Source organism: Klebsiella ornithinolytica (assembly GCF_030505655.1).
Classification (GTDB): domain Bacteria; phylum Pseudomonadota; class Gammaproteobacteria; order Enterobacterales; family Enterobacteriaceae; genus Klebsiella; species Klebsiella ornithinolytica.
The window spans coordinates 3,478,245-3,497,214 of sequence record NZ_CP130153.1 but is presented as its reverse complement, the minus strand read 5'-3'; the positions used below and the strand labels follow the sequence as shown (position 1 = coordinate 3,497,214).

The following is an 18,970-nucleotide window of genomic DNA, read 5'->3' as shown; positions in this document are numbered from 1 at the left end:
GACACGGCTTATGTAAGTTGGTGTAAATTTTTCAACGCTGACTGATTGAAACGTGATAGCCGTCAAACAATGATTCCGTCAATTATTTTACTCTGTGTAATAAATAAAGGGCGCTTAGATGTCCTGTCCACGGCACGGTTCTCCCCCCGTGCCAATGCGTGAAAACGTAAAAAGCACCAAATACTCAGGAGCACTCTCAATTATGTTTAAGAATGCATTTGCTAACCTGCAGAAGGTCGGTAAATCGCTGATGCTGCCGGTCTCCGTGCTGCCTATCGCAGGTATCCTGCTGGGCGTCGGTTCCGCAAACTTCAGCTGGCTGCCAGCCGTTGTTTCCCACGTTATGGCAGAAGCAGGCGGTTCAGTCTTTGCCAATATGCCATTGATCTTCGCTATCGGTGTGGCGCTTGGCTTCACCAATAACGACGGCGTATCTGCGCTGGCTTCCGTTGTTGCTTACGGCATCATGGTGAAAACCATGGCGGTCGTTGCGCCGCTGGTTCTGCATTTACCTGCTGAAGAAATTGCGGCCAAACACCTGGCTGATACCGGCGTACTCGGCGGTATTATCTCTGGTGCTATTGCAGCGTACATGTTCAACCGCTTCTACCGTATCAAGCTGCCTGAATATCTGGGCTTCTTTGCGGGCAAGCGTTTTGTTCCGATTATCTCCGGTCTCGCCGCTATTTTCACCGGCGTGATCCTGTCCTTCATCTGGCCACCGATCGGTACTGCTATCCAGACCTTCTCTCAGTGGGCGGCATACCAGAACCCGGTTGTGGCGTTCGGTATCTACGGCTTCATCGAACGCTGCCTGGTACCGTTTGGTCTGCACCACATCTGGAACGTTCCTTTCCAGATGCAGATTGGTGAATACACCAACGCGGCAGGTCAGGTCTTCCACGGCGATATCCCTCGTTATATGGCAGGCGACCCGACTGCGGGTAAACTGTCCGGTGGCTTCCTGTTCAAAATGTACGGCCTGCCGGCTGCTGCTATCGCGATTTGGCACTCCGCTAAGCCGGAAAACCGCGCGAAAGTGGGCGGTATCATGATCTCCGCAGCGTTGACCTCGTTCCTGACCGGTATCACCGAGCCGATCGAGTTCTCCTTCATGTTCGTTGCGCCGATTCTGTACGTTATCCACGCAATTCTTGCCGGTCTGGCCTTCCCGATCTGTATCCTGCTGGGTATGCGTGATGGTACGTCGTTCTCTCACGGTCTGATCGACTTCATCGTCCTGTCTGGTAACAGCAGCAAGCTGTGGCTGTTCCCGATCGTCGGTATCTGCTATGCCATCGTCTACTACGTTATCTTCCGCGTGCTGATTAAAGCACTGGACCTGAAAACTCCAGGTCGTGAAGATACCACTGAAGACAGCAAAGCCGGTGCGACCAGCGAAATGGCTCCGGCACTGATTGCAGCGTTCGGCGGTAAAGACAACATCACTAACCTTGATGCATGCATCACCCGTCTGCGCGTCAGCGTGGCCGACGTAGCGAAAGTTGATCAGGCTGGCCTGAAAAAACTGGGCGCTGCTGGTGTGGTTGTTGCAGGTTCAGGTGTTCAGGCAATCTTCGGGACCAAATCCGATAACCTGAAAACTGAAATGGATGAATACATCCGCAGCAACTAAGTCGTGATGTGGGGAGACTAAGGCAGCCAACTGGCTGCCTTTTTTATTGCTGCCTTGGGCCGCGGATGAACAGGTGAACAAGAGACGAGATGGATGATATCGGGGATGAAAAAGCCCCCGCCGTATTATTCACGAGCGGGGACTGACTGGTAGAGAACAGCTTAAATCGATAGATCAGAAGCTGTAGCTGGCATTAACTGAGAAGTTGCGTGGCGCACCATACACGCCGTAGCTACCCAGATAGTCGTAGTACTCTTTGTCGAACAGGTTGTTGACATTGCCCTGCACGGCAAAGTTTTTACTCACCTGGTAGCGGGTGAACAGATCGATAATCGTGTAACCGCTTTGGGTAATCGTGCTGACGTTGTTCGGGCCATTATCAAGCTCTTGCCAGGTTTTATTCTGCCAGCGCGCGCCGCCGCCGATGGTCAATGCCGGCAACACTGGCAACTGGTAACGGGTGAACAACTTCAGTGAGGTACGCGGCTGGCTTGGGTTAACCGCATTTCCGTCTTCATCTTCTGCAACGTAGCGACTGCCGCCAAAGGTTAATTGCCAGTTATCGGTCAGCGCACCGTTCAGCTCAAATTCAATCCCTTTGCTGACGGTGCCATCGACAGATTTATATGCCGTCTGGCCGCCAGAACCTGGAATTGTTGTCCCGGTATTCACGGCGACGTTGTCCTGTTCAATACGGAAGAGGGATACCGTTGCTGTCAGACGAGTGTCGAACCAGTCACCTTTCACGCCTGTTTCATAGCTCTTACCGGTCGTCGGATCGAGGAACACACTATTGATATCGCGCTGGCCGGTCGGCTGGAAGATAGAGGTATAGCTGGCGTAAACGGACCAGGTATCGTCGATGTCATAAATCAGGCCGGCATACGGGGTCACGTCGTCGAATTTTGCGTGACGGATTTCATCCGGCTGGCGCTCGAGGTTATATTTAGCGCTCCACTCTGTATAGCGGGCGCCAAGGATCAGGTGCAGCGGATCCGCAAGGGAGATGCGCGACGCGGCATACAGGGATTTCTGCCGGATCACGTCGCGCTGATAGAGCGCAAAATTGGACCATGCCGGGTCGGACAGCTTACCGTTATAGTCGTAAATACTGCCAACGTCCATCAGGCCATAGTTATCGTTAACCGGATAGGCGTTGTCATAGTTATTGCGCTGGCGGCTATAGCTGCCGCCGAACATGACTTCATGCTGGCGGCCCAGCAGGTTGTACCCGCCGCGTACGAATGCGTCCACTGAGTCCTGTTTACGTTGACCCTTGTTCCAGCCGCCCCAGGCGCCATACCATTTGGATGCGTCATACAGTCCCGTTGCTTTATCGGGATAACCGTCGATATACATTAACTTGCTGTCAAAGTTGGTTTCCGCGTGCATGGTATTGATTTTGGCTTCCCAGCCGTTATCAAAGCGCTGTGTGAGGTTGGCGAAGATTTTGGTTGAATCGACGTTAGAGTAGGTCCAGTCGGCCGCGGTGTTAAAGCCTCGACGGAAATGGGTCTTGCTGCCATCGCTGAACATTGACGGGAAACCGCCCCAGGTCGGGCTGTCTTCCTCACTCTCCTGATAGTCATAGCCCAACGAAAGAGTGGTGGAATCCGTGACGTCCGCATCCACGACGCCGTAGATGAATTTTTTACGATAGTGGTTACGTTCAACCCACGAATCCTTATCCTGGTAGCCGGTGATGACCCGTCCCCGGACGTTGCCCGACTCGGTTAACGGAGCCTGGAGATCCAATACATAACGTTGATTGTTCCAGCTGCCATAGGTGGCAGAAACCGAGCCTTTAAATTCTTTACTGTCGGCATGCTTACGTACCATGTTGACATAGGCTGAAGGGTTGCCCGTGCCGCTCATTAACCCCGCCGCGCCGCGTACTACTTCGATTTTGTCATAAATTGCCGTATCGCCAGCGGCATCGCCGAAGTTCCATCGGTTATCGAGGAACGTTGGCATATCTTCATACGCAAAGTTGCTGACGAAGAAGCCGCGGGAATAAAAGTTAGTACGATGGGTGTCAACGCGGGATGCGCTCACGCCGGTCGTATTATCCAGAACCTGTTCGATAGTGTTGAGTTCCTGGTCCTGCATGCGCTGCTGGCTGATGACACTGACGGATTGTGGGATATCCCGTTGTACTAATAGCAGTTTAGTGCCAGTGGTGGTGGTTTTAACGCTGTAATCCTGCTGCTGGGCATCAGGCCTGATTTCCGTTGTACCTTCTACAATGATGGTATCGTCGGTATCGGCGGCGGCAATGCTGAGGCCGGGATGAAGCGCCAGCGCAATACCAACGGCCAGCAGGGACGGCGCGATACGCCGATCCCGGGAATTAATCGTGAGAAGCATCATAAACCCTTAATCAAATAGTTATTGTTATGTGCCGGGACTCTACGGCCACGGTCATATCGTGTCTGGAAGCGCACCGCATCCAATAGTGAATACAAATGAGAAATATACGCATTAGTATTTAATGTGTAAACAGAAGTAAGAAGTGTTATCAGAAACGGCAATTAGCGCTTCGGTTAAACGCATTCACCGGAGATATGATTAATCCATCAGCAGCTAACAGCGCTGCGGGATAAGAAAAAGCGCATTCAGGTTGAAAGAGGAGGAGTAACTCGCTCATACTCTTAGGCGAATCCTGTGCATCCGCGTTTATCTGCAGAGGCAGGCCAGAGCACGGTATAAAAATTAATAAGGAATCAGTCATGGCAGAAGAAACGATTTTTAGCAAAATCATTCGCCGGGAGATCCCGTCGGATATGGTTTATCAGGATGAACTGGTGACCGCTTTTCGCGATATTTCCCCGCAGGCGCCGACCCACATTCTGATTGTCCCCAATATCCTGATTCCTACCGTCAACGATGTGACCGCTGAACATGAACTGACGCTGGGGCGCATGATGACCGTGGCGGCAAAAATTGCGCGTGATGAAGGTCTTGCTGACGATGGCTATCGTCTGATTGTCAATTGCAACCGCCACGGCGGCCAGGAAGTCTACCATATCCACATGCACCTGCTGGGCGGTCGCCCGCTAGGTCCGATGCTGGCTCACAAAGGTTAATCGATGCGCGCAGCTCATTTCGGCCCGCTTCTGGCGGCTGTGCTCCTGGTCGGGTGCGGTTCCCATGCGGAAATCCCCGTGGGTGAACAGCAGACTCTGGTGATGGAATCCAACGTGCTGGCGGCGGGCATCAGCGCCGATGCGCCAGAGGTCACGGCCTCAGAGATTCAGGCAACCGCCACTTCCAGACTGTTTAATGAACGACAGGAACCGATCACCGTGCATTACCGCTTCTTCTGGTATGACGCCAGAGGACTGGAAATGCATCCGCTGGAGCCGGCCCGGAGTATCACGGTGCCTGCGCACTCTTCTGTCACCTTGTACGGTAGCGCGAATATTTTGGGGGCGCATAAGGCCCGCCTGTATCTTTATCTGTAAGGGGTAATTGTAATGATTAAAATGTGTCGCTACGCGTTAATCACGGCACTGGCGATATTCCTTGCTGGGTGCGTGGGGCAACGTCAGGAGCCCGCTCCCGTTGAGGAGGCGCAGCCGAAGCCAACGCAGCCCGCCCAGCCGCAGCCGACGGTACCAACCGTACCTACGGTTCCGACTATTCCGGGGCAGCCCGGGCCGATTGAACACGAGCAGCAGCCGGCACAGCCAGCGCCGCGCGTGCGTCATTATGACTGGAATGCGGCGGTACAACCGATGGTGGGGCAAATGCTGCAGGCAGGCGGCGTCAATGCGGGAAGTATTCTGCTGGTCGACAGCGTGAATAACCGCACCAACGGCACGCTAAACGCCGGAGAGGCGACGACGGCGTTGCGCAATGCCCTGAGCGGCAATGGCAAATTTACGCTGGTGTCTGCCCAGCAGCTGGGCGTGGCAAAACAGCAGCTGGGTTTATCCCCTCAGGACAGTCTCGGCAGCCGCAGCAAAGCGATGGGGATTGCCCGTACCGTGGGAGCTCAGTACGTGCTGTACTCAAATGCGACCGGCAACGTCAATTCACCTGAGCTGAAAATGCAGCTGATGCTGGTTCAGACCGGCGAGATTATTTGGTCAGGTAAAGGTGCCGTTCAGCAACAGTAAACTGACGCGCGATGAGGTGTTGTCGCGCTTTTTTCCCCGCTATTCACCTGTCGCCGGCCTGGGCCAGAATGGCCTGAGCGGCGGCAGCTGTATTATCAGCGACGGCGTCCGGCGGCTGGTCCTGCGCCAGCCGCACGACCCCGACGCTCCCGCCCGTGAATTCCTCCGCCAGTACCGCACCCTGTCTCGCCTGCCGAAGACCGTCGTCCCCGCGCCGCTTTTCTATTCGCCGGGATGGCTGGCGGTGGAATATTGCGACGGCGAGATGAAAAGCACGCTTCCGGAGTGCCCGCGGCTGGCAGGGTTATTGTATCATCTGCACCGGCAGCCGCGTCTGGGCTGGCGTGTGGCGCTGGCACCGCTGCTTGAACGCTACTGGCTGGCCTGCGATCCTGCGCGGCGCACGCCGCTGTGGTTGCGTTGGCATAAACGTTTGTTGCAGCGCGGCGAGCCTCGCCCTCTGCGGCTGGCGCCGCTACATATGGATGTGCACGCCGGCAATATTGTCCATACGAAAGCGGGGCCGCGGTTGATCGACTGGGAATATGCGGGCGATGGCGACATTGCGCTGGAGCTGGCCGCGGTGTGGATTGCGCCGACGGCGCATCGCCAGCTGGTCACCGCATATTCCCGGCTGGCACATATTGATGAGCGGCTGCTGTGGCGACAGGTACAACGCTGGCGTCCCTGGGTCATATTGCTGATGGCGGGCTGGTATGAACGCCGCTGGCAGCAGACCGGCGACCGGCAATTTATCACGCTGGCAGATGAAACATGGTGTCAGTTAGGCAAAGAATGAAAAGGATAAGAGAGGTCAGTGTGGGTCCGGTAATGTTGGATGTCGAAGGGTTTGAACTGGATGCGGAAGAGCGTGAGATTCTCGCTCATCCGCTGGTGGGCGGGCTGATTTTATTCACCCGCAACTATCACGATCCGGCCCAACTGCGGGAGCTGGTGCGCCAGATCCGCGAGGCTTCGCGCAATCATCTGGTGGTGGCCGTCGATCAGGAAGGCGGTCGCGTTCAGCGCTTTCGCGAGGGGTTTACCCGACTGCCGGCCGCGCAATCTTTTGCGGCGCTACTGGGGATGGAAGAGGGCGGCGCGCTGGCGGCTCAGGCCGGTTGGCTGATGGCCAGCGAGATGATCGCGATGGATATCGATATCAGCTTTGCGCCGGTTCTCGATGTCGGCCACATCAGTGCCGCGATCGGTGAACGCGCTTATCATGACGATCCGGATAAAGCGCTGGCTATCGCCCGCCGCTTTATCGACGGAATGCACGAGGCGGGAATGAAAACCACCGGGAAACACTTCCCGGGACACGGCGCAGTGACCGCGGATTCGCATAAAGAGACGCCGCGAGATCCGCGTGCTGAAGCCGAGATTCGGGCCCGGGATATGGCGGTTTTCCGCACCCTGGTGGCGGAAAATCGTCTCGACGCCATTATGCCTGCCCACGTTATCTACAGCGATGTGGATCCGCGCCCGGCCAGCGGTTCAGCGCACTGGCTCAAGACGGTGCTGCGCGGTGAACTGGGTTTCGATGGGGTGATCTTCTCTGACGATCTGTCGATGGAAGGGGCGGCGATCATGGGCAGCTATGCCGAACGCGGGCAGGCATCGCTGGATGCAGGTTGCGATATGATCCTGGTCTGCAATAATCGTAAGGGTGCGGTCAGCGTGCTGGATAACCTGTCGCCGATCAAAGCAGAGCGTGTTACGAAATTGTATCATAAAGGTTCATTTACCCGTCAGGAGTTAAGGGATTCTGCCCGTTGGAAGACGGTTAATGCGCAGCTGGAGCAGCTCCACGCGCGTTGGCAAGAGGCGAAGTCTGCGTAATTGACCTGAAGTCTGGTGAGGATGCGATGATTATCTATTTACACGGTTTTGACTCAAACAGTCCCGGAAACCATGAGAAGGTGCTGCAGCTGCAGTTTATCGATCCCGATGTGCGTCTGATAAGCTACAGCACGCGGCACCCAAAACATGATATGCAGCACTTGTTAAAAGAAGTCGATAAAATGCTGCAGCTTAATACTGACGATCGGCCGCTGATTTGCGGCGTCGGTCTGGGCGGCTATTGGGCGGAACGGATCGGTTTCCTTTGCGATGTGCGTCAGGCTATTTTTAACCCCAATCTGTTTCCTGCGGAAAACATGGAAGGGAAGATCGACAGGCCTGAAGAGTATGCTGATATCGGGACCAAGTGCGTCAACAATTTCCGCGAGAAAAACCGCGATCGTTGTCTGGTGATACTCTCCCGCCAGGACGAAGCGCTGGACAGCCAGCGTTCCGCCGACCTGCTGCATCACTACTATGAAATCATCTGGGATCATGAGCAGACCCACAAATTCAAAAACATCTCACCCCATCTGCAGCGGATAAAAGCCTTTAAGACGCTAGGCTGATCTGCTCCCGGCCTCCGGCCCGTCGTATGTGAATACGGCGGGCTTTTTTTATGTCGCCGGTGATGGCATGGTTAAAAAACAGGCGGTAAAACTTGATGCATATCAATTTTGGTATGACCAATGACCCGTTCATGGTATTCTCAATTTCGCTGAATGGTTTCACTGCTGTAACTTGTTGTTAAATAAGAGCTATTTATATAACTTTTAATTAACAATTGGTTAATATTTTTAGGGGGTCTCGTGACTACACCATTGAAAAAAATCGTAATCGTAGGTGGCGGTGCCGGTGGACTGGAACTGGCGACTCAGCTGGGGAGAAAGCTGGGGCGTAACAAAAAAGCGAAAATCACGCTGGTGGACCGTAATCATAGCCATCTGTGGAAGCCGTTGTTGCATGAAGTGGCGACCGGTTCGCTCGATGAAGGTGTCGATGCGCTGAGCTATCTGGCCCACGCCCGCAACCACGGTTTCCAGTTCCAGCTGGGTTCAGTGGCGGATATTAACCGTGAAGCGAAAACCATTACGCTGTCCGAGCTGCGTGACGAGAAGGGCGAGCTGCTGGTTGCCGAGCGCAAACTGCCGTACGACACGCTGGTGATGGCGCTGGGCAGTACCTCTAACGATTTTAATACTCCGGGCGTCAAAGAGAACTGTATTTTCCTTGATAACCCGCACCAGGCGCGTCGTTTCCATCAGGAAATGCTGAACCTGTTCCTGAAATACTCGGCTAACCTCGGCGCCAACGGCAAAGTCAATATCGCGATCGTGGGCGGCGGGGCAACCGGCGTTGAGCTCTCGGCTGAACTGCACAACGCGGTGAAGCAGCTGCACAGCTACGGTTATAAAGGGCTGACTAACGAGGCATTGAACGTGACCCTGGTTGAAGCGGGTGAGCGTATTCTTCCTGCGCTGCCGCCGCGTATTTCCGGCGCCGCTCACAATGAACTGACAAAGCTTGGCGTGCGCGTCCTGACGAAAACCATGGTGACCAGCGCCGATGCCAACGGTCTGCACACCAAAGACGGCGAGTTCATTAATGCCGACCTGATGGTCTGGGCGGCGGGGATCAAAGCGCCGGACTTTATGAAAGAGATCGGCGGTCTGGAAACCAACCGCATTAACCAGCTGGTGGTTCAGCCAACGCTGCAAACGACGCTTGACCCGGATATTTATGCGATCGGCGACTGCGCATCCTGCGCGCGTCCGGAAGGCGGATTTGTGCCGCCGCGCGCCCAGGCGGCTCACCAGATGGCGACCTGCGCGCTGAATAATATTCTGGCGCAGATGAAAGACAAACCGCTGAAGTCCTACGTCTACAAAGATCACGGTTCGCTGGTTTCGCTCTCCAACTACTCGACCGTCGGGAGCCTGATGGGCAACCTGATGCGCGGTTCGATGATGGTTGAAGGACGTATTGCGCGCTTCGTCTATATCTCTCTGTACCGTATGCACCAGATCGCGCTGCACGGCTACTGCAAGACCGGCCTGATGATGCTGGTAGGTCGCATCAACCGCATCATTCGTCCCCGTCTGAAGCTGCACTGATTATCTGTTTGCCTCATTCCCGGATTGTGCCGCCAGGCGCGTTCGGGATTGTGACAAGGCTAACGTTGAGCCGGTTATCGCCTTGCCGGCTCAACGACAGAATTTCTGTCTGTCATTGAGCGCATAACATCTCAGATTCCTCTGAATCCACTCCGTTTTCCGCTTTTCCTCGCATTTTTCATCCGCTTTCTCATTTGCAAGGTTCCCGGGTCGATAGCAGAATTGTTTCTATCAGCAACAAGGGAGGATACCCCGTGAATAAATCAATGTTGGCGGGTATAGGGATTGGCGTGGCTGCCGCGCTGGGTGTTGCAGCTGTCGCTGGTCTTAACGTCTTAGATCGTGGCCCGCAATATGCGCAAGTGGTGTCCAGTACACCGATAAAAGAGACCGTAAAAACTCCGCGTCAGGAATGCCGTAACGTCACCGTGACCCATCGTCGTCCGGTGCAGGATGAAAACCGCATCGCCGGCTCCGTTCTTGGCGCCGTTGCCGGCGGGGTCATCGGCCATCAGTTTGGCGGCGGTCGTGGTCGCAGCGTGGCGACCGTAGTGGGCGCGTTGGGCGGCGGTTATGCCGGTAACCAGATTCAGGGCTCGATGCAGGAAGGGGATACCTACACCACCACCCAGCAGCGCTGTAAAACGGTGTACGACAAGTCGGACAAAATGCTGGGCTACGATGTGACCTACAAAATCGGCGATCAGCAGGGAAAAATCCGCATGGAACACGATCCAGGTACGCAGATTCCGCTGGACAGTAACGGCCAGCTGGTCCTTAACAACAAAGCGTAAAAAAGACGTGACTGTTATTTGCCCCTCCTGCACTCAGGCTGAGGGGCTTTTTTTATCAGAAGCTGACGGCGTAGTTCAGGCCAAAGGTACGCCCGCGACCTTTGTATTCATAAAGTGAACTGCTGCCGTAGGTCGGGCTGTAGAGCAGCGGGGCGCGCTGTCCCCAGATGGTGACATAGTCTTCGTTCAGCAGGTTCTCGATGCTGAAGGTCAGTTTGCCCACCGGGAGCGCATAGCTGCCGATAAAGTCTACGGTATTGTAGCCGTCGAGCTTATTACCGCTGGCATCGCTCAGGTCGAATACCTGCTGAGTCTGCACGCGCAGCGACCACGGATCCGGCGCCCAGCCGACCCAGGCGGTGGCTTTGGAAGGAGAAGCGAGAGTCACATCCCATTTCTGCCAGCTACCGTCACTCTTCACCTGGGATTTCAACACGTTGAAGTTTGCACCGGTGCTCCAGTCGCTATCCGGGAAGAAGTAATCGACGGCCCCTTCCACACCGTAAATACGCCGCTTGTCGGATTGTACGTCGATCGTCATATCGGTACGGTTAACAACAATGGTTTTGTCCGAGGTGGAGTAGTATGCCGCCAGCTGGGTACGCAGATTATCGCCGGTGTAACGCCAGCCCAGTTCGTAGGAGTTGACTTTGATCCCCTGCAGCGGCGAATCACCCACGTTGACACTCGACAGCAGGGGATAGTTGCCGTTGACCGCCGCGCCGTATTTGCCGATACCATAGTATTTACCCGGGTCCGGCAGCTCGACGCCCTGCGAGAAGTTAAACCAGGTCTGCTGGCGGTCGGTGAGGTGGGCGACAATACCGGCGTTAAACAGGAAGTTATCATAATCCGTTTTACCACCCGGGATGGCATCGGCCGAGTTCACCTTGCCGCTGGCGACATCCTGCTGCTGGGCGTAGCCGACAAAATCATCAACCCGGTTTTCCGTCCACTGATAGCGCACGCCGCCGCTCAGGGTGAAAATATCATTCAGGTCATAACTACTCTGCAGGAACGGCGCCAGGTTTGTAATGCTATAGCCCGGATAACGTCCTGTTGTATAGATAGACTCGTTGTGCAGGCCGCCTGATGCCATCGAGGTGTTCAGATCGAAGAACATCTGGTTGGCATTAAAGGTCTCATGATCGGCATCCAGCCCCCAGGTCAGATCCCAGCCGTCGAGCGGTTGGCTGTTGAGGGTAATCTTCGCACCGTACTGATCGGTATCCTGTTTAGATGAGGAGAAGCTGCTGACCTGACCTTTGGTGAGCGTCGGGAAGGGGTAAAAGGTCAGCGACTCGTCGCGATAATAGATCTGACTGACCAGATTCTGGCCATAGAAATCGGCATCGGAGTATTGCAGGCTAATCAGATGCCGCTCGGTGCCAGGAACGCGGTCGGAATTGAGTCCGTCGGTGGTATAGGCTTTACCCTCGCCGGTGACGGCCGACATGTTTTTGCCGAGATACAGGCCGTAATCATCGCCCTGGCTTTTATAGTATTGCGTTACCAGCTGCAGCTGACGGTTATCGTCAATGTTGATGGTGCCGGTGCCCATGACATCCAGACGATCCGAGTGCTGCAGGCCGGTCTGCGTATTATCGAGGACCAGCGCATCGTTATTGCCATCATACCAGCCGCCAAAACGCTGATAAGCCACCGATAACCGGCCGGAGGCATGGTCGGTGCCGCCGCTGACCGCCGCCGCTACGCGTTCGTCGTGATCGTTGCTGTTGGCAAACCCGCTTTTGCCACCTAATTCCAGATCCACCTGGCGTTCCTGCTGCCCTTTTTTGGTCACGATATTGATCAGGCCGCCGGTACTGCCGCCGCCATACAGCGAAGTGGCGCCGGAGATGACTTCAATATGCTCAATGTTGAACGGGTCGATGGCGTCGAGCTGACGGCTGTCGGTACGGGAAGAGTTGAGGCGAACGCCGTCGATCAGCACCACGATGGCCCGCCCACGCATGTTCATTCCGTAGTTGGTTCGTCCCTGGCTGCTGACATCAATGCCGGGAATCAACTGGGCCAGGACGTCTTTGAACTCCTTTCCACCCTGAACCTGTTGTTCTATCTCCTGACCTTCGATAACCCACGTGGTTTGCGCCATTTCGGCGACGGTGCGGTGAGTTCGGTTGGCGCTAACGATAATGTTTTCTTCATCCGCCTGCGCGACAAAGGCGGGCAGGGCGGTGGCCAGCAGCAGTGGGTTAAGCACCCAGAGACGCTTGTTCATACGCATTCCTTTTATGAGTTAACGGCATTCATATTGTTTTTAGTGTTCGATGCGGGCGCATCGGATGTTACAGATGGAAATAAGCAGAAAAACTTAAGAGCGGATTTTGCACGTAGTGATTATTGTTATCAATATCATTTACAACAAAATTGACACCTAACAGCGTGAAAACATGAGTAAAATTGGGGTTAATCAGGAAAGAGGGGTGAAAACCCGGTGGCGATCGTCACCGGGGAAGCGCAGATTAGTGCTGGAGGATTTGCGGCCACAGCCGCAGAGTGGTATCGGCGATTTGCATCAGTCTGGTGAAATCAGCCCCTTCGCGTGCGCTGATGGACATCCCTTGCAACACGCAGTTTAAGAACTGCGCCAGCTGTCGCACATCGCCGTTTTCCGGCAGCTCGCCGCGCAGCTGACGCTGCTGGAGGAACTGGGTCAGCGTTTGTTCCTGCATCGCGTGCCGCGACTTAATGGTATTGGCGATCGCGGTAGATGATGCCGCCAGCGCCGCGGAAGTATTGATCATAAAGCAGCCTGCCGGCGTGTCTTTGCTGGTAAAGCAGGTGGCAATGGCGGTGAAATAGTCCCGCAGCGCCTGATCGACTGATTTTTCTTCGGCAAACAACAGCGCTTCATGTCTGGCGGCAAAACGTGAAATATAGCGATCCAGAACCGCGCGAAATAACCCTTCCTTGTTGACGAACTCAGCGTACAGCGTCGGTGCTTTTGCCCCGGTCGCCTCCACCAGATCGGCAAGAGAAGTTGCCTCGTAGCCGTGCTGCCAGAAAAGTGCCATAGCCTTATCCAGCGCCGCTTCCTTGTCGAACACTTTAGGTCGGCCACGGCTTTTTTTTGTGCAACTTTGAACGTCAGTTGTCATGATGCCGCTGTACCTATGTTGGTTTGTTGAAGGGGCATTATAAAAACAAACGTTACAACCTTCCAGCGCTGAACCCGCAAAAATAAATAATTCATATATGTATGAATTTTAAGTTGTTTATAAATAAATAAACGATCGTTATAAAAATTCATTGACGTGTGATATAGGTCACATTATTATTTACCTATCGATCGTTAGTTAATTCTTGCGACCCTACTAAAAAAATCATCTGCATAGGTATAATAATCATGAAAAACATCAAAACGCTGACGCTGGCCGCCGTGCTAAGCTCTCTTTCTTTCGCCAGCTTCGCGGCTGTTGAGGTGCAATCCACACCTGCCGGCCAACACAAAATAGGTACTGTTTCTGCCTCCGCCGGGACAAACCTGGGCTCGCTGGAAGACCAGCTGGCGCAGAAAGCGGAAGAAATGGGCGCAACCTCTTTCCGTATCACCTCAGTCACGGGTCCAAACACCCTGCATGGCACTGCGGTTATCTACAAATAAGTTTCGTTTTACCCCTGTCATGCCACTGACAAAACGCGACCCCTGACCCCTTTATCAGGCCGCGAGCAGTAAGTTGTTCCCTGTTATGCCACTTACGTGACGCGGTTTTCACCCCTTTATGAAACCGCGAAGCGTCGCACTATCGTTTTACCCCTTTGTTATCCCATAAAAAAACCGCCCCCAGGGGCGGTTTTTTTATTTCAGTCTACGCACTTACAATGACTGCTCGCCAGCAGTATGGTGGCGGGTAACGTCAATCGGCATACCTGAACGCAGCGTCATCGCACGATCCATCACCGTCTGATCGGTCTGCGCGGCCTGCTTAAACGCCGTCATCTCACTATTCAGGACTATCGGCAGCGTCTGCGGATCGTCATTTAAGTGTTTGGACAGCGGCTGATGGATTTCCACCAGGCGTCTACCGTCAGGCTCCACGGAGACTTTCACTGGCGTGTTGATAATATTGACTTTTGTCCCTGGGGTGACGTGCTTAAACAGGGTTTTGATGTCGTCATCGCGCAGGCGGATACAGCCTGAGCTGACGCGCATTCCGATGCCAAAATCGGCATTCGTGCCATGCAGCAGATAGACGCCGCCGTAGGCCGCAAGGCGGATAGCATGGTGGCCCATCGGGTTATCCGGCCCGGCAGGTACCACGCCCGGGAGTTCTATCCCCATCGCTTTATACCGTGCGCGAATATTCGCCGTCGGCGTCCAGGTTGGATTTGCGCGCTTGTCGGAGACGGTGGTGATCATCGTAGGGGTCAGGGTATCGCCTCCCAACTGGCCGATACCGATAGGGTAGACGGTGACCTCGTTTTTCCCCGGCGAGTAATAGTAGAGGCGAAGCTCGGCGAGATTAATCACCAGCCCTTCGCGCGGCGCTTCCGGCAGTAGAGTCTGGAGCGGAATGGTCAGCACGCTGCCGGCACGCGGAACGTAAGGGTCGACGCCGGGATTAGCCTGAAGTAATGCCAGAAAGCCCACGTTGTATTTTTTGGCGATAGCTTCCAGCGAACCGCCGTTATTCTGGACGACGTGAAACTGATTTTGCCCGACGAGGCGGCTGCCTGACGGCGGTAAGGGCCAGGTATTGGCGCGGGCAGGAAGGGCCAGGACGCCAGCAACGGCCACCATTATCAGCCACAGTGAGAAACGCGATATGAGAGTAGTCATAATAAATAAGTGGTTATTTTTTATGAGGAAACAGACGGGGATTATCGCGCGGGCATCTGTGGGGAAACCCTGGTGAATTGCAAAATGTTTGTAAAGTTTACCGGGTGTGACCGCGACGGAAGAAAAACAGGCGCGGAAGACGGCGACGGGCACCGTCTCCGCGCTGCGATTATGCGGTCGCGTTCTCTTCTAACTGACGCATAAACTGGCGAACCCACTCCATCCGCGTTTTACGCTCGCCAAGATCCTGCATGAACTTCAGTCGCGTCGGACCATCCAGGCGGAAGTGCTGTGGCTGTTTTTGCAGCAGGCCAATCAGCCATACCGGGTTGACGTTGTTCTTTTCATTGAACTCAATCACGCCGCCTTTCTCATTGCCCTCCAGCTTCCGGATACCCAGCTTCTGCGCCTGTTGACGCAGGCGGGCGATATCCAGCAGGTTTCTCGCCGCATCCGGCAGCGGGCCGAAGCGGTCAATCAGTTCGACTTTAATCTCTTCCAGGTCGTGCTCATTCCTGGCGCTGGCAATCCGCTTGTAGAACGAGAGTCGGGTATTCACATCAGGAATAAAGTCGTCCGGCAACAGTGAAGGCATACGCAGCTCAACTTCAGTCTGCTGGCTGGTCAGATCCTCAAGCGAAGGTTCGCGTCCGGCTTTCAGCGCATCGACAGCATTCTCCAGAAGCTCCATATAGAGCGAAAAACCGATGGTGGTCATCTGCCCGCTCTGATCTTCGCCCAGCAGCTCGCCGGCACCGCGGATTTCCAGGTCATGCGTAGCCAGCGCGAAACCGGCGCCGAGATCCTCCAGCGAGGCGATGGCTTCCAGACGCTTTTGCGCATCGGTGGTCATCGCTTTCGGGTGCGGCGTCAGCAGCCAGGCATAGGCCTGATGATGCGAGCGGCCAACGCGTCCGCGCAGCTGGTGCAGCTGAGCCAGACCGAAATGGTCCGCGCGCTCGATGATAATGGTATTGGCGGTCGGGATATCGATCCCGGTCTCAATGATGGTGGTACAGACCAGCACGTTAAAGCGCTGGTGGTGGAAATCATTCATCACCCGTTCCAGCTCGCGCTCGCGCATCTGCCCGTGACCGATGGCAATACGTGCCTCCGGCACCAGCTCCGCGAGTCGATCCGCCGCTTTCTGGATATTCTCCACGTCGTTATAGAGGTAGTAGACCTGGCCGCCGCGCAGCACTTCACGCAGAATCGCCTCGCGAACCACCAGCGAGTCATACTCCCGGACGAAGGTTTTCACCGCCAGACGGCGGGCGGGCGGCGTGGCAATAATGGACAGATCCCGCATTCCGCTCATCGCCATGTTCAGCGTTCGTGGGATCGGCGTGGCGGTCAGCGTCAGAATATCGACGTCGGCACGCATCGCCTTGATTCGCTCTTTGTGGCGAACCCCGAAGCGATGCTCTTCATCGACGATCAGCAGCCCAAGGTCGCGCAGTTTGACTTCGCTTTGCAGCAGCTTATGCGTGCCGATAAGAATATCGATTTTACCCTCGGCGGCCTGTTCAAGAATCTGCGCCTGCTCTTTTGCGCTGCGAAAGCGTGACAGCATTTCAATGCGTACCGGCCAGTTGGCAAAGCGGTCGCAGAAATTATCGAAGTGCTGCTGCGCGAGCAGGGTGGTTGGCACCAGGACCGCGACCTGCTTGTGGTTCTCCACTGCCAGGAACGCGGCACGCATCGCTACTTCGGTTTTACCGAAGCCGACGTCGCCACAGACCAGGCGGTCCATGGCCAGCGGTTGACACATGTCGCTGAGAACGGCGTTAATTGCCTGCGCCTGATCCGGCGTGGTCTCAAACGGGAAACCGTCGCAGAATAGCTGGTACTGTTCGCGATCGTGCTTAAAGGCAAAGCCCGATTTCGCCGCGCGCTGGGCGTAAATATCGAGCAGTTCCGCCGCCACGTCGCGCACTTTTTCCGCCGCTTTCTGCCGCGCGCGCGCCCAGGCATCGCCACCGAGTTTATGCAGCGGGGCGCTCTCTTCTGCCCCGCCGGCGTAGCGGCTAATCAGATGCAATGATGACACCGGCACATACAGTTTGGCATCGTTGGCGTAGGTCAGCATCAGGTATTCCCCTTTGATGCCGCCAGCTTCCAGCGTGGTCATACCGGCATAACGACCAACGCCATGCTCCAGGTGCACCACCGGCTGGCCGATATGCAGTTCCGCCAGGTTACGGATTAAGGTGTCGGGGTTAATGGTGCGGCGTGAATCCTGGCGACGACGCGCCACGCGCTCGCCCAGCAGGTCGCTTTCGCAAATCAGTGCCAGATTACGCGGGCTATCGATAAACCCGTGTTCGGCGGCGCCAATCATTAAATAGCGGCCGTTGCCGGTGGCTTCTTCCAGCCGCAGAATATGTTTCGGCGCAATTTTGATGCGCGCCAGCACTTCGCCCAGCGCCTCCCGGCGACCTTCGCTCTCAACCGAGAAAATAACCGGGCCGTTAAAGGCTTCGAGGAAACGACGCAGATTGTCCAGCGGCGCTTTGTTCTGTGCCTGCACCGAAAGGTCCGGCAGCGTTTGATAGCCGAGGTTAATATTGGCGGCTTTCTCGGCCAGACGCTCCGTTTTTAACTGAATACGCGGCCATTTTTTCAGCTCGCTGAACAGTTCGTCGATCCGCAGCCAGAGCTGTTCCGGCGGCAGCAGCGGACGCATCGGGTCGACGCCGCGGCTTTCGAAACGGGCGCGGGTTTCGTTCTGAAAACGCCCGGCGCTGGCTTCCAGATCGCCGGTATTGACGATCAGGGCGTTTGCCGGGAAGTAGCTGAACAGCGGCGGCAGCGGCTCACTGAAAAACAGCGGCTGCCAGTATTCAATCCCGGTCGGTAAGGTCCCTTTGCTGACCTGCTGATAGATATGTTCGGCGTCCCGCTTGACCTCAAAACGGTCGCGCCACTGGCTACGGAACAGCTCAATCGCCGCCTGATCGGTCGGGAACTCATGTGCGGGCAGCAGATTAATGGCGGCCACCTCTTCCAGCGTACGCTGGCTGTCGACGTCGAACAGGCGCAGGCTGTCGATTTCATCATCGAAGAAGTCGAGGCGGTAGGGTTGTTCGCTACCCATCGGGAACAGGTCAAGCAGGGCGCCGCGGGTGGCGTACTCCCCGTGTTCCATTACCTGATCCACATGGCGATAGCCGGCGCTGTCCAGCTGAGTGCGCAGGGCGTCACGCGACAGACGCTGGCCTTTTTTCATCACCAGCGCGTGTCCGTGGAGGAAATTATGCGGACAGACGCGCTGCATGAGTGTGCTGACCGGCACGATCAGCACGCCGCGCTGCATGGTGGGTAATTGATAGAGAGTGGCGAGGCGGGAAGAGATAATGTCCTGATGCGGCGAGAAGCTATCGTAAGGTAGCGTTTCCCAGTCTGCCAGGCCCGTCACCATGCTGTCGGTAAACTGGCGAACTTCATCGTTCAGGCGCAGGGCATTTTGCATATCGGGGGCGACGAGTATAACCGGCCCACCGTGGCGCTCGGCCATTTCCGCAACCAACGTGGCACAAGCCGCGCCGGTTAATTCACCGAGGTGCCGCTGTTCGCCGGGCTTGACCGGCAGTGTGTATCGGTATTGTTGAGGCATAGCTGTTATCAGGATCCCTTCTTGATTCGCTCGATATGTGTAC

The 18,970-nt window shown here is 55.5% G+C and carries 15 protein-coding genes; 10 read left to right on the top strand and 5 right to left on the bottom strand.

The window, feature by feature from the left end; all coding sequences use genetic code 11:
* The first annotated feature begins 202 nt into the window (after positions 1-202).
* Complete coding sequence (gene ptsG / locus Q1L34_RS16755; protein WP_004860526.1) at positions 203-1,636, top strand: PTS glucose transporter subunit IIBC; 1,434 nt, start codon at positions 203-205, stop codon at positions 1,634-1,636.
* Between the two features lie 174 nt (positions 1,637-1,810).
* Here ptsG and fhuE read toward each other — a convergent pair whose 3' ends face one another.
* The gene (gene fhuE / locus Q1L34_RS16750; protein ID WP_081351908.1) at positions 1,811-4,006 is read right to left on the bottom strand and encodes a ferric-rhodotorulic acid/ferric-coprogen receptor FhuE; all 2,196 of its coding nucleotides are present in this window, start codon (positions 4,004-4,006) and stop codon (positions 1,811-1,813) included.
* Between the two features lie 359 nt (positions 4,007-4,365).
* Between fhuE and hinT the strand changes: the two genes are divergently transcribed.
* From hinT to Q1L34_RS16710, 8 genes are all read left to right on the top strand, one after another.
* Positions 4,366-4,722: a purine nucleoside phosphoramidase gene (gene hinT, locus Q1L34_RS16745; RefSeq protein WP_004860530.1), complete on the top strand. Its 357-nt coding sequence runs from the start codon at positions 4,366-4,368 to the stop codon at positions 4,720-4,722.
* A gap of 3 nt (positions 4,723-4,725) precedes the next feature.
* Entirely contained in the window at positions 4,726-5,100 is a 375-nt protein-coding gene (locus Q1L34_RS16740) for a YcfL family putative periplasmic lipoprotein (RefSeq protein WP_015584643.1), read from the top strand.
* Between the two features lie 21 nt (positions 5,101-5,121).
* Positions 5,122-5,757: a penicillin-binding protein activator LpoB gene (gene lpoB, locus Q1L34_RS16735; protein ID WP_160873623.1), complete on the top strand. Its 636-nt coding sequence runs from the start codon at positions 5,122-5,124 to the stop codon at positions 5,755-5,757.
* Positions 5,738-6,556 (top strand): thiamine kinase, encoded by an 819-nt coding sequence (gene thiK, locus Q1L34_RS16730; protein ID WP_097357549.1) that lies wholly within the window; start codon positions 5,738-5,740, stop codon positions 6,554-6,556. Before lpoB ends, thiK begins: the two co-directional genes overlap by 20 nt.
* A 20-nt stretch (positions 6,557-6,576) precedes the next feature.
* Positions 6,577-7,599, top strand: coding sequence for a beta-N-acetylhexosaminidase (gene nagZ / locus Q1L34_RS16725; protein WP_015584641.1), 1,023 nt, complete (start codon positions 6,577-6,579; stop codon positions 7,597-7,599).
* Between the two features lie 26 nt (positions 7,600-7,625).
* Entirely contained in the window at positions 7,626-8,168 is a 543-nt protein-coding gene (gene ycfP / locus Q1L34_RS16720) for an alpha/beta hydrolase YcfP (RefSeq protein WP_004860539.1), read from the top strand.
* 240 nt (positions 8,169-8,408) lie between these two features.
* Positions 8,409-9,713 (top strand): NAD(P)/FAD-dependent oxidoreductase, encoded by a 1,305-nt coding sequence (locus Q1L34_RS16715; RefSeq protein WP_004860540.1) that lies wholly within the window; start codon positions 8,409-8,411, stop codon positions 9,711-9,713.
* A 254-nt stretch (positions 9,714-9,967) separates the two neighbouring features.
* Positions 9,968-10,507 (top strand): glycine zipper 2TM domain-containing protein, encoded by a 540-nt coding sequence (locus Q1L34_RS16710; RefSeq protein ID WP_004860542.1) that lies wholly within the window; start codon positions 9,968-9,970, stop codon positions 10,505-10,507.
* A 55-nt stretch (positions 10,508-10,562) separates the two neighbouring features.
* On the opposite strand, the gene Q1L34_RS16705 is transcribed toward Q1L34_RS16710, so the two are convergent.
* Both Q1L34_RS16705 and Q1L34_RS16700 read right to left on the bottom strand, forming a co-directional pair.
* Positions 10,563-12,749: a TonB-dependent siderophore receptor gene (locus Q1L34_RS16705; RefSeq protein WP_004860545.1), complete on the bottom strand. Its 2,187-nt coding sequence runs from the start codon at positions 12,747-12,749 to the stop codon at positions 10,563-10,565.
* Positions 12,750-12,993: 244 nt separating this feature from the next.
* Positions 12,994-13,629, bottom strand: coding sequence for a TetR/AcrR family transcriptional regulator (locus Q1L34_RS16700; RefSeq protein ID WP_015584639.1), 636 nt, complete (start codon positions 13,627-13,629; stop codon positions 12,994-12,996).
* A 248-nt stretch (positions 13,630-13,877) separates the two neighbouring features.
* Here Q1L34_RS16700 and bhsA point away from each other — a divergent pair, with 248 nt between their 5' ends.
* The gene (bhsA, locus tag Q1L34_RS16695) at positions 13,878-14,135 is read left to right on the top strand and encodes a multiple stress resistance protein BhsA (protein WP_004860548.1); all 258 of its coding nucleotides are present in this window, start codon (positions 13,878-13,880) and stop codon (positions 14,133-14,135) included.
* Between the two features lie 213 nt (positions 14,136-14,348).
* Here the strand turns inward: bhsA and ldtC are convergent, their stop codons facing one another.
* Together ldtC and mfd are read right to left on the bottom strand one after the other, a co-directional pair.
* Positions 14,349-15,311 carry a L,D-transpeptidase LdtC gene (gene ldtC, locus Q1L34_RS16690; protein ID WP_048023159.1) on the bottom strand — a complete coding sequence of 321 codons (963 nt, stop codon included), beginning with the start codon at positions 15,309-15,311 and terminating at the stop codon, positions 14,349-14,351.
* A 169-nt stretch (positions 15,312-15,480) separates the two neighbouring features.
* A complete protein-coding gene (gene mfd / locus Q1L34_RS16685; RefSeq protein WP_032717210.1) occupies positions 15,481-18,927 on the bottom strand; it encodes a transcription-repair coupling factor in 3,447 nt (1,148 codons plus the stop codon).
* Positions 18,928-18,970: the final 43 nt, after the last annotated feature.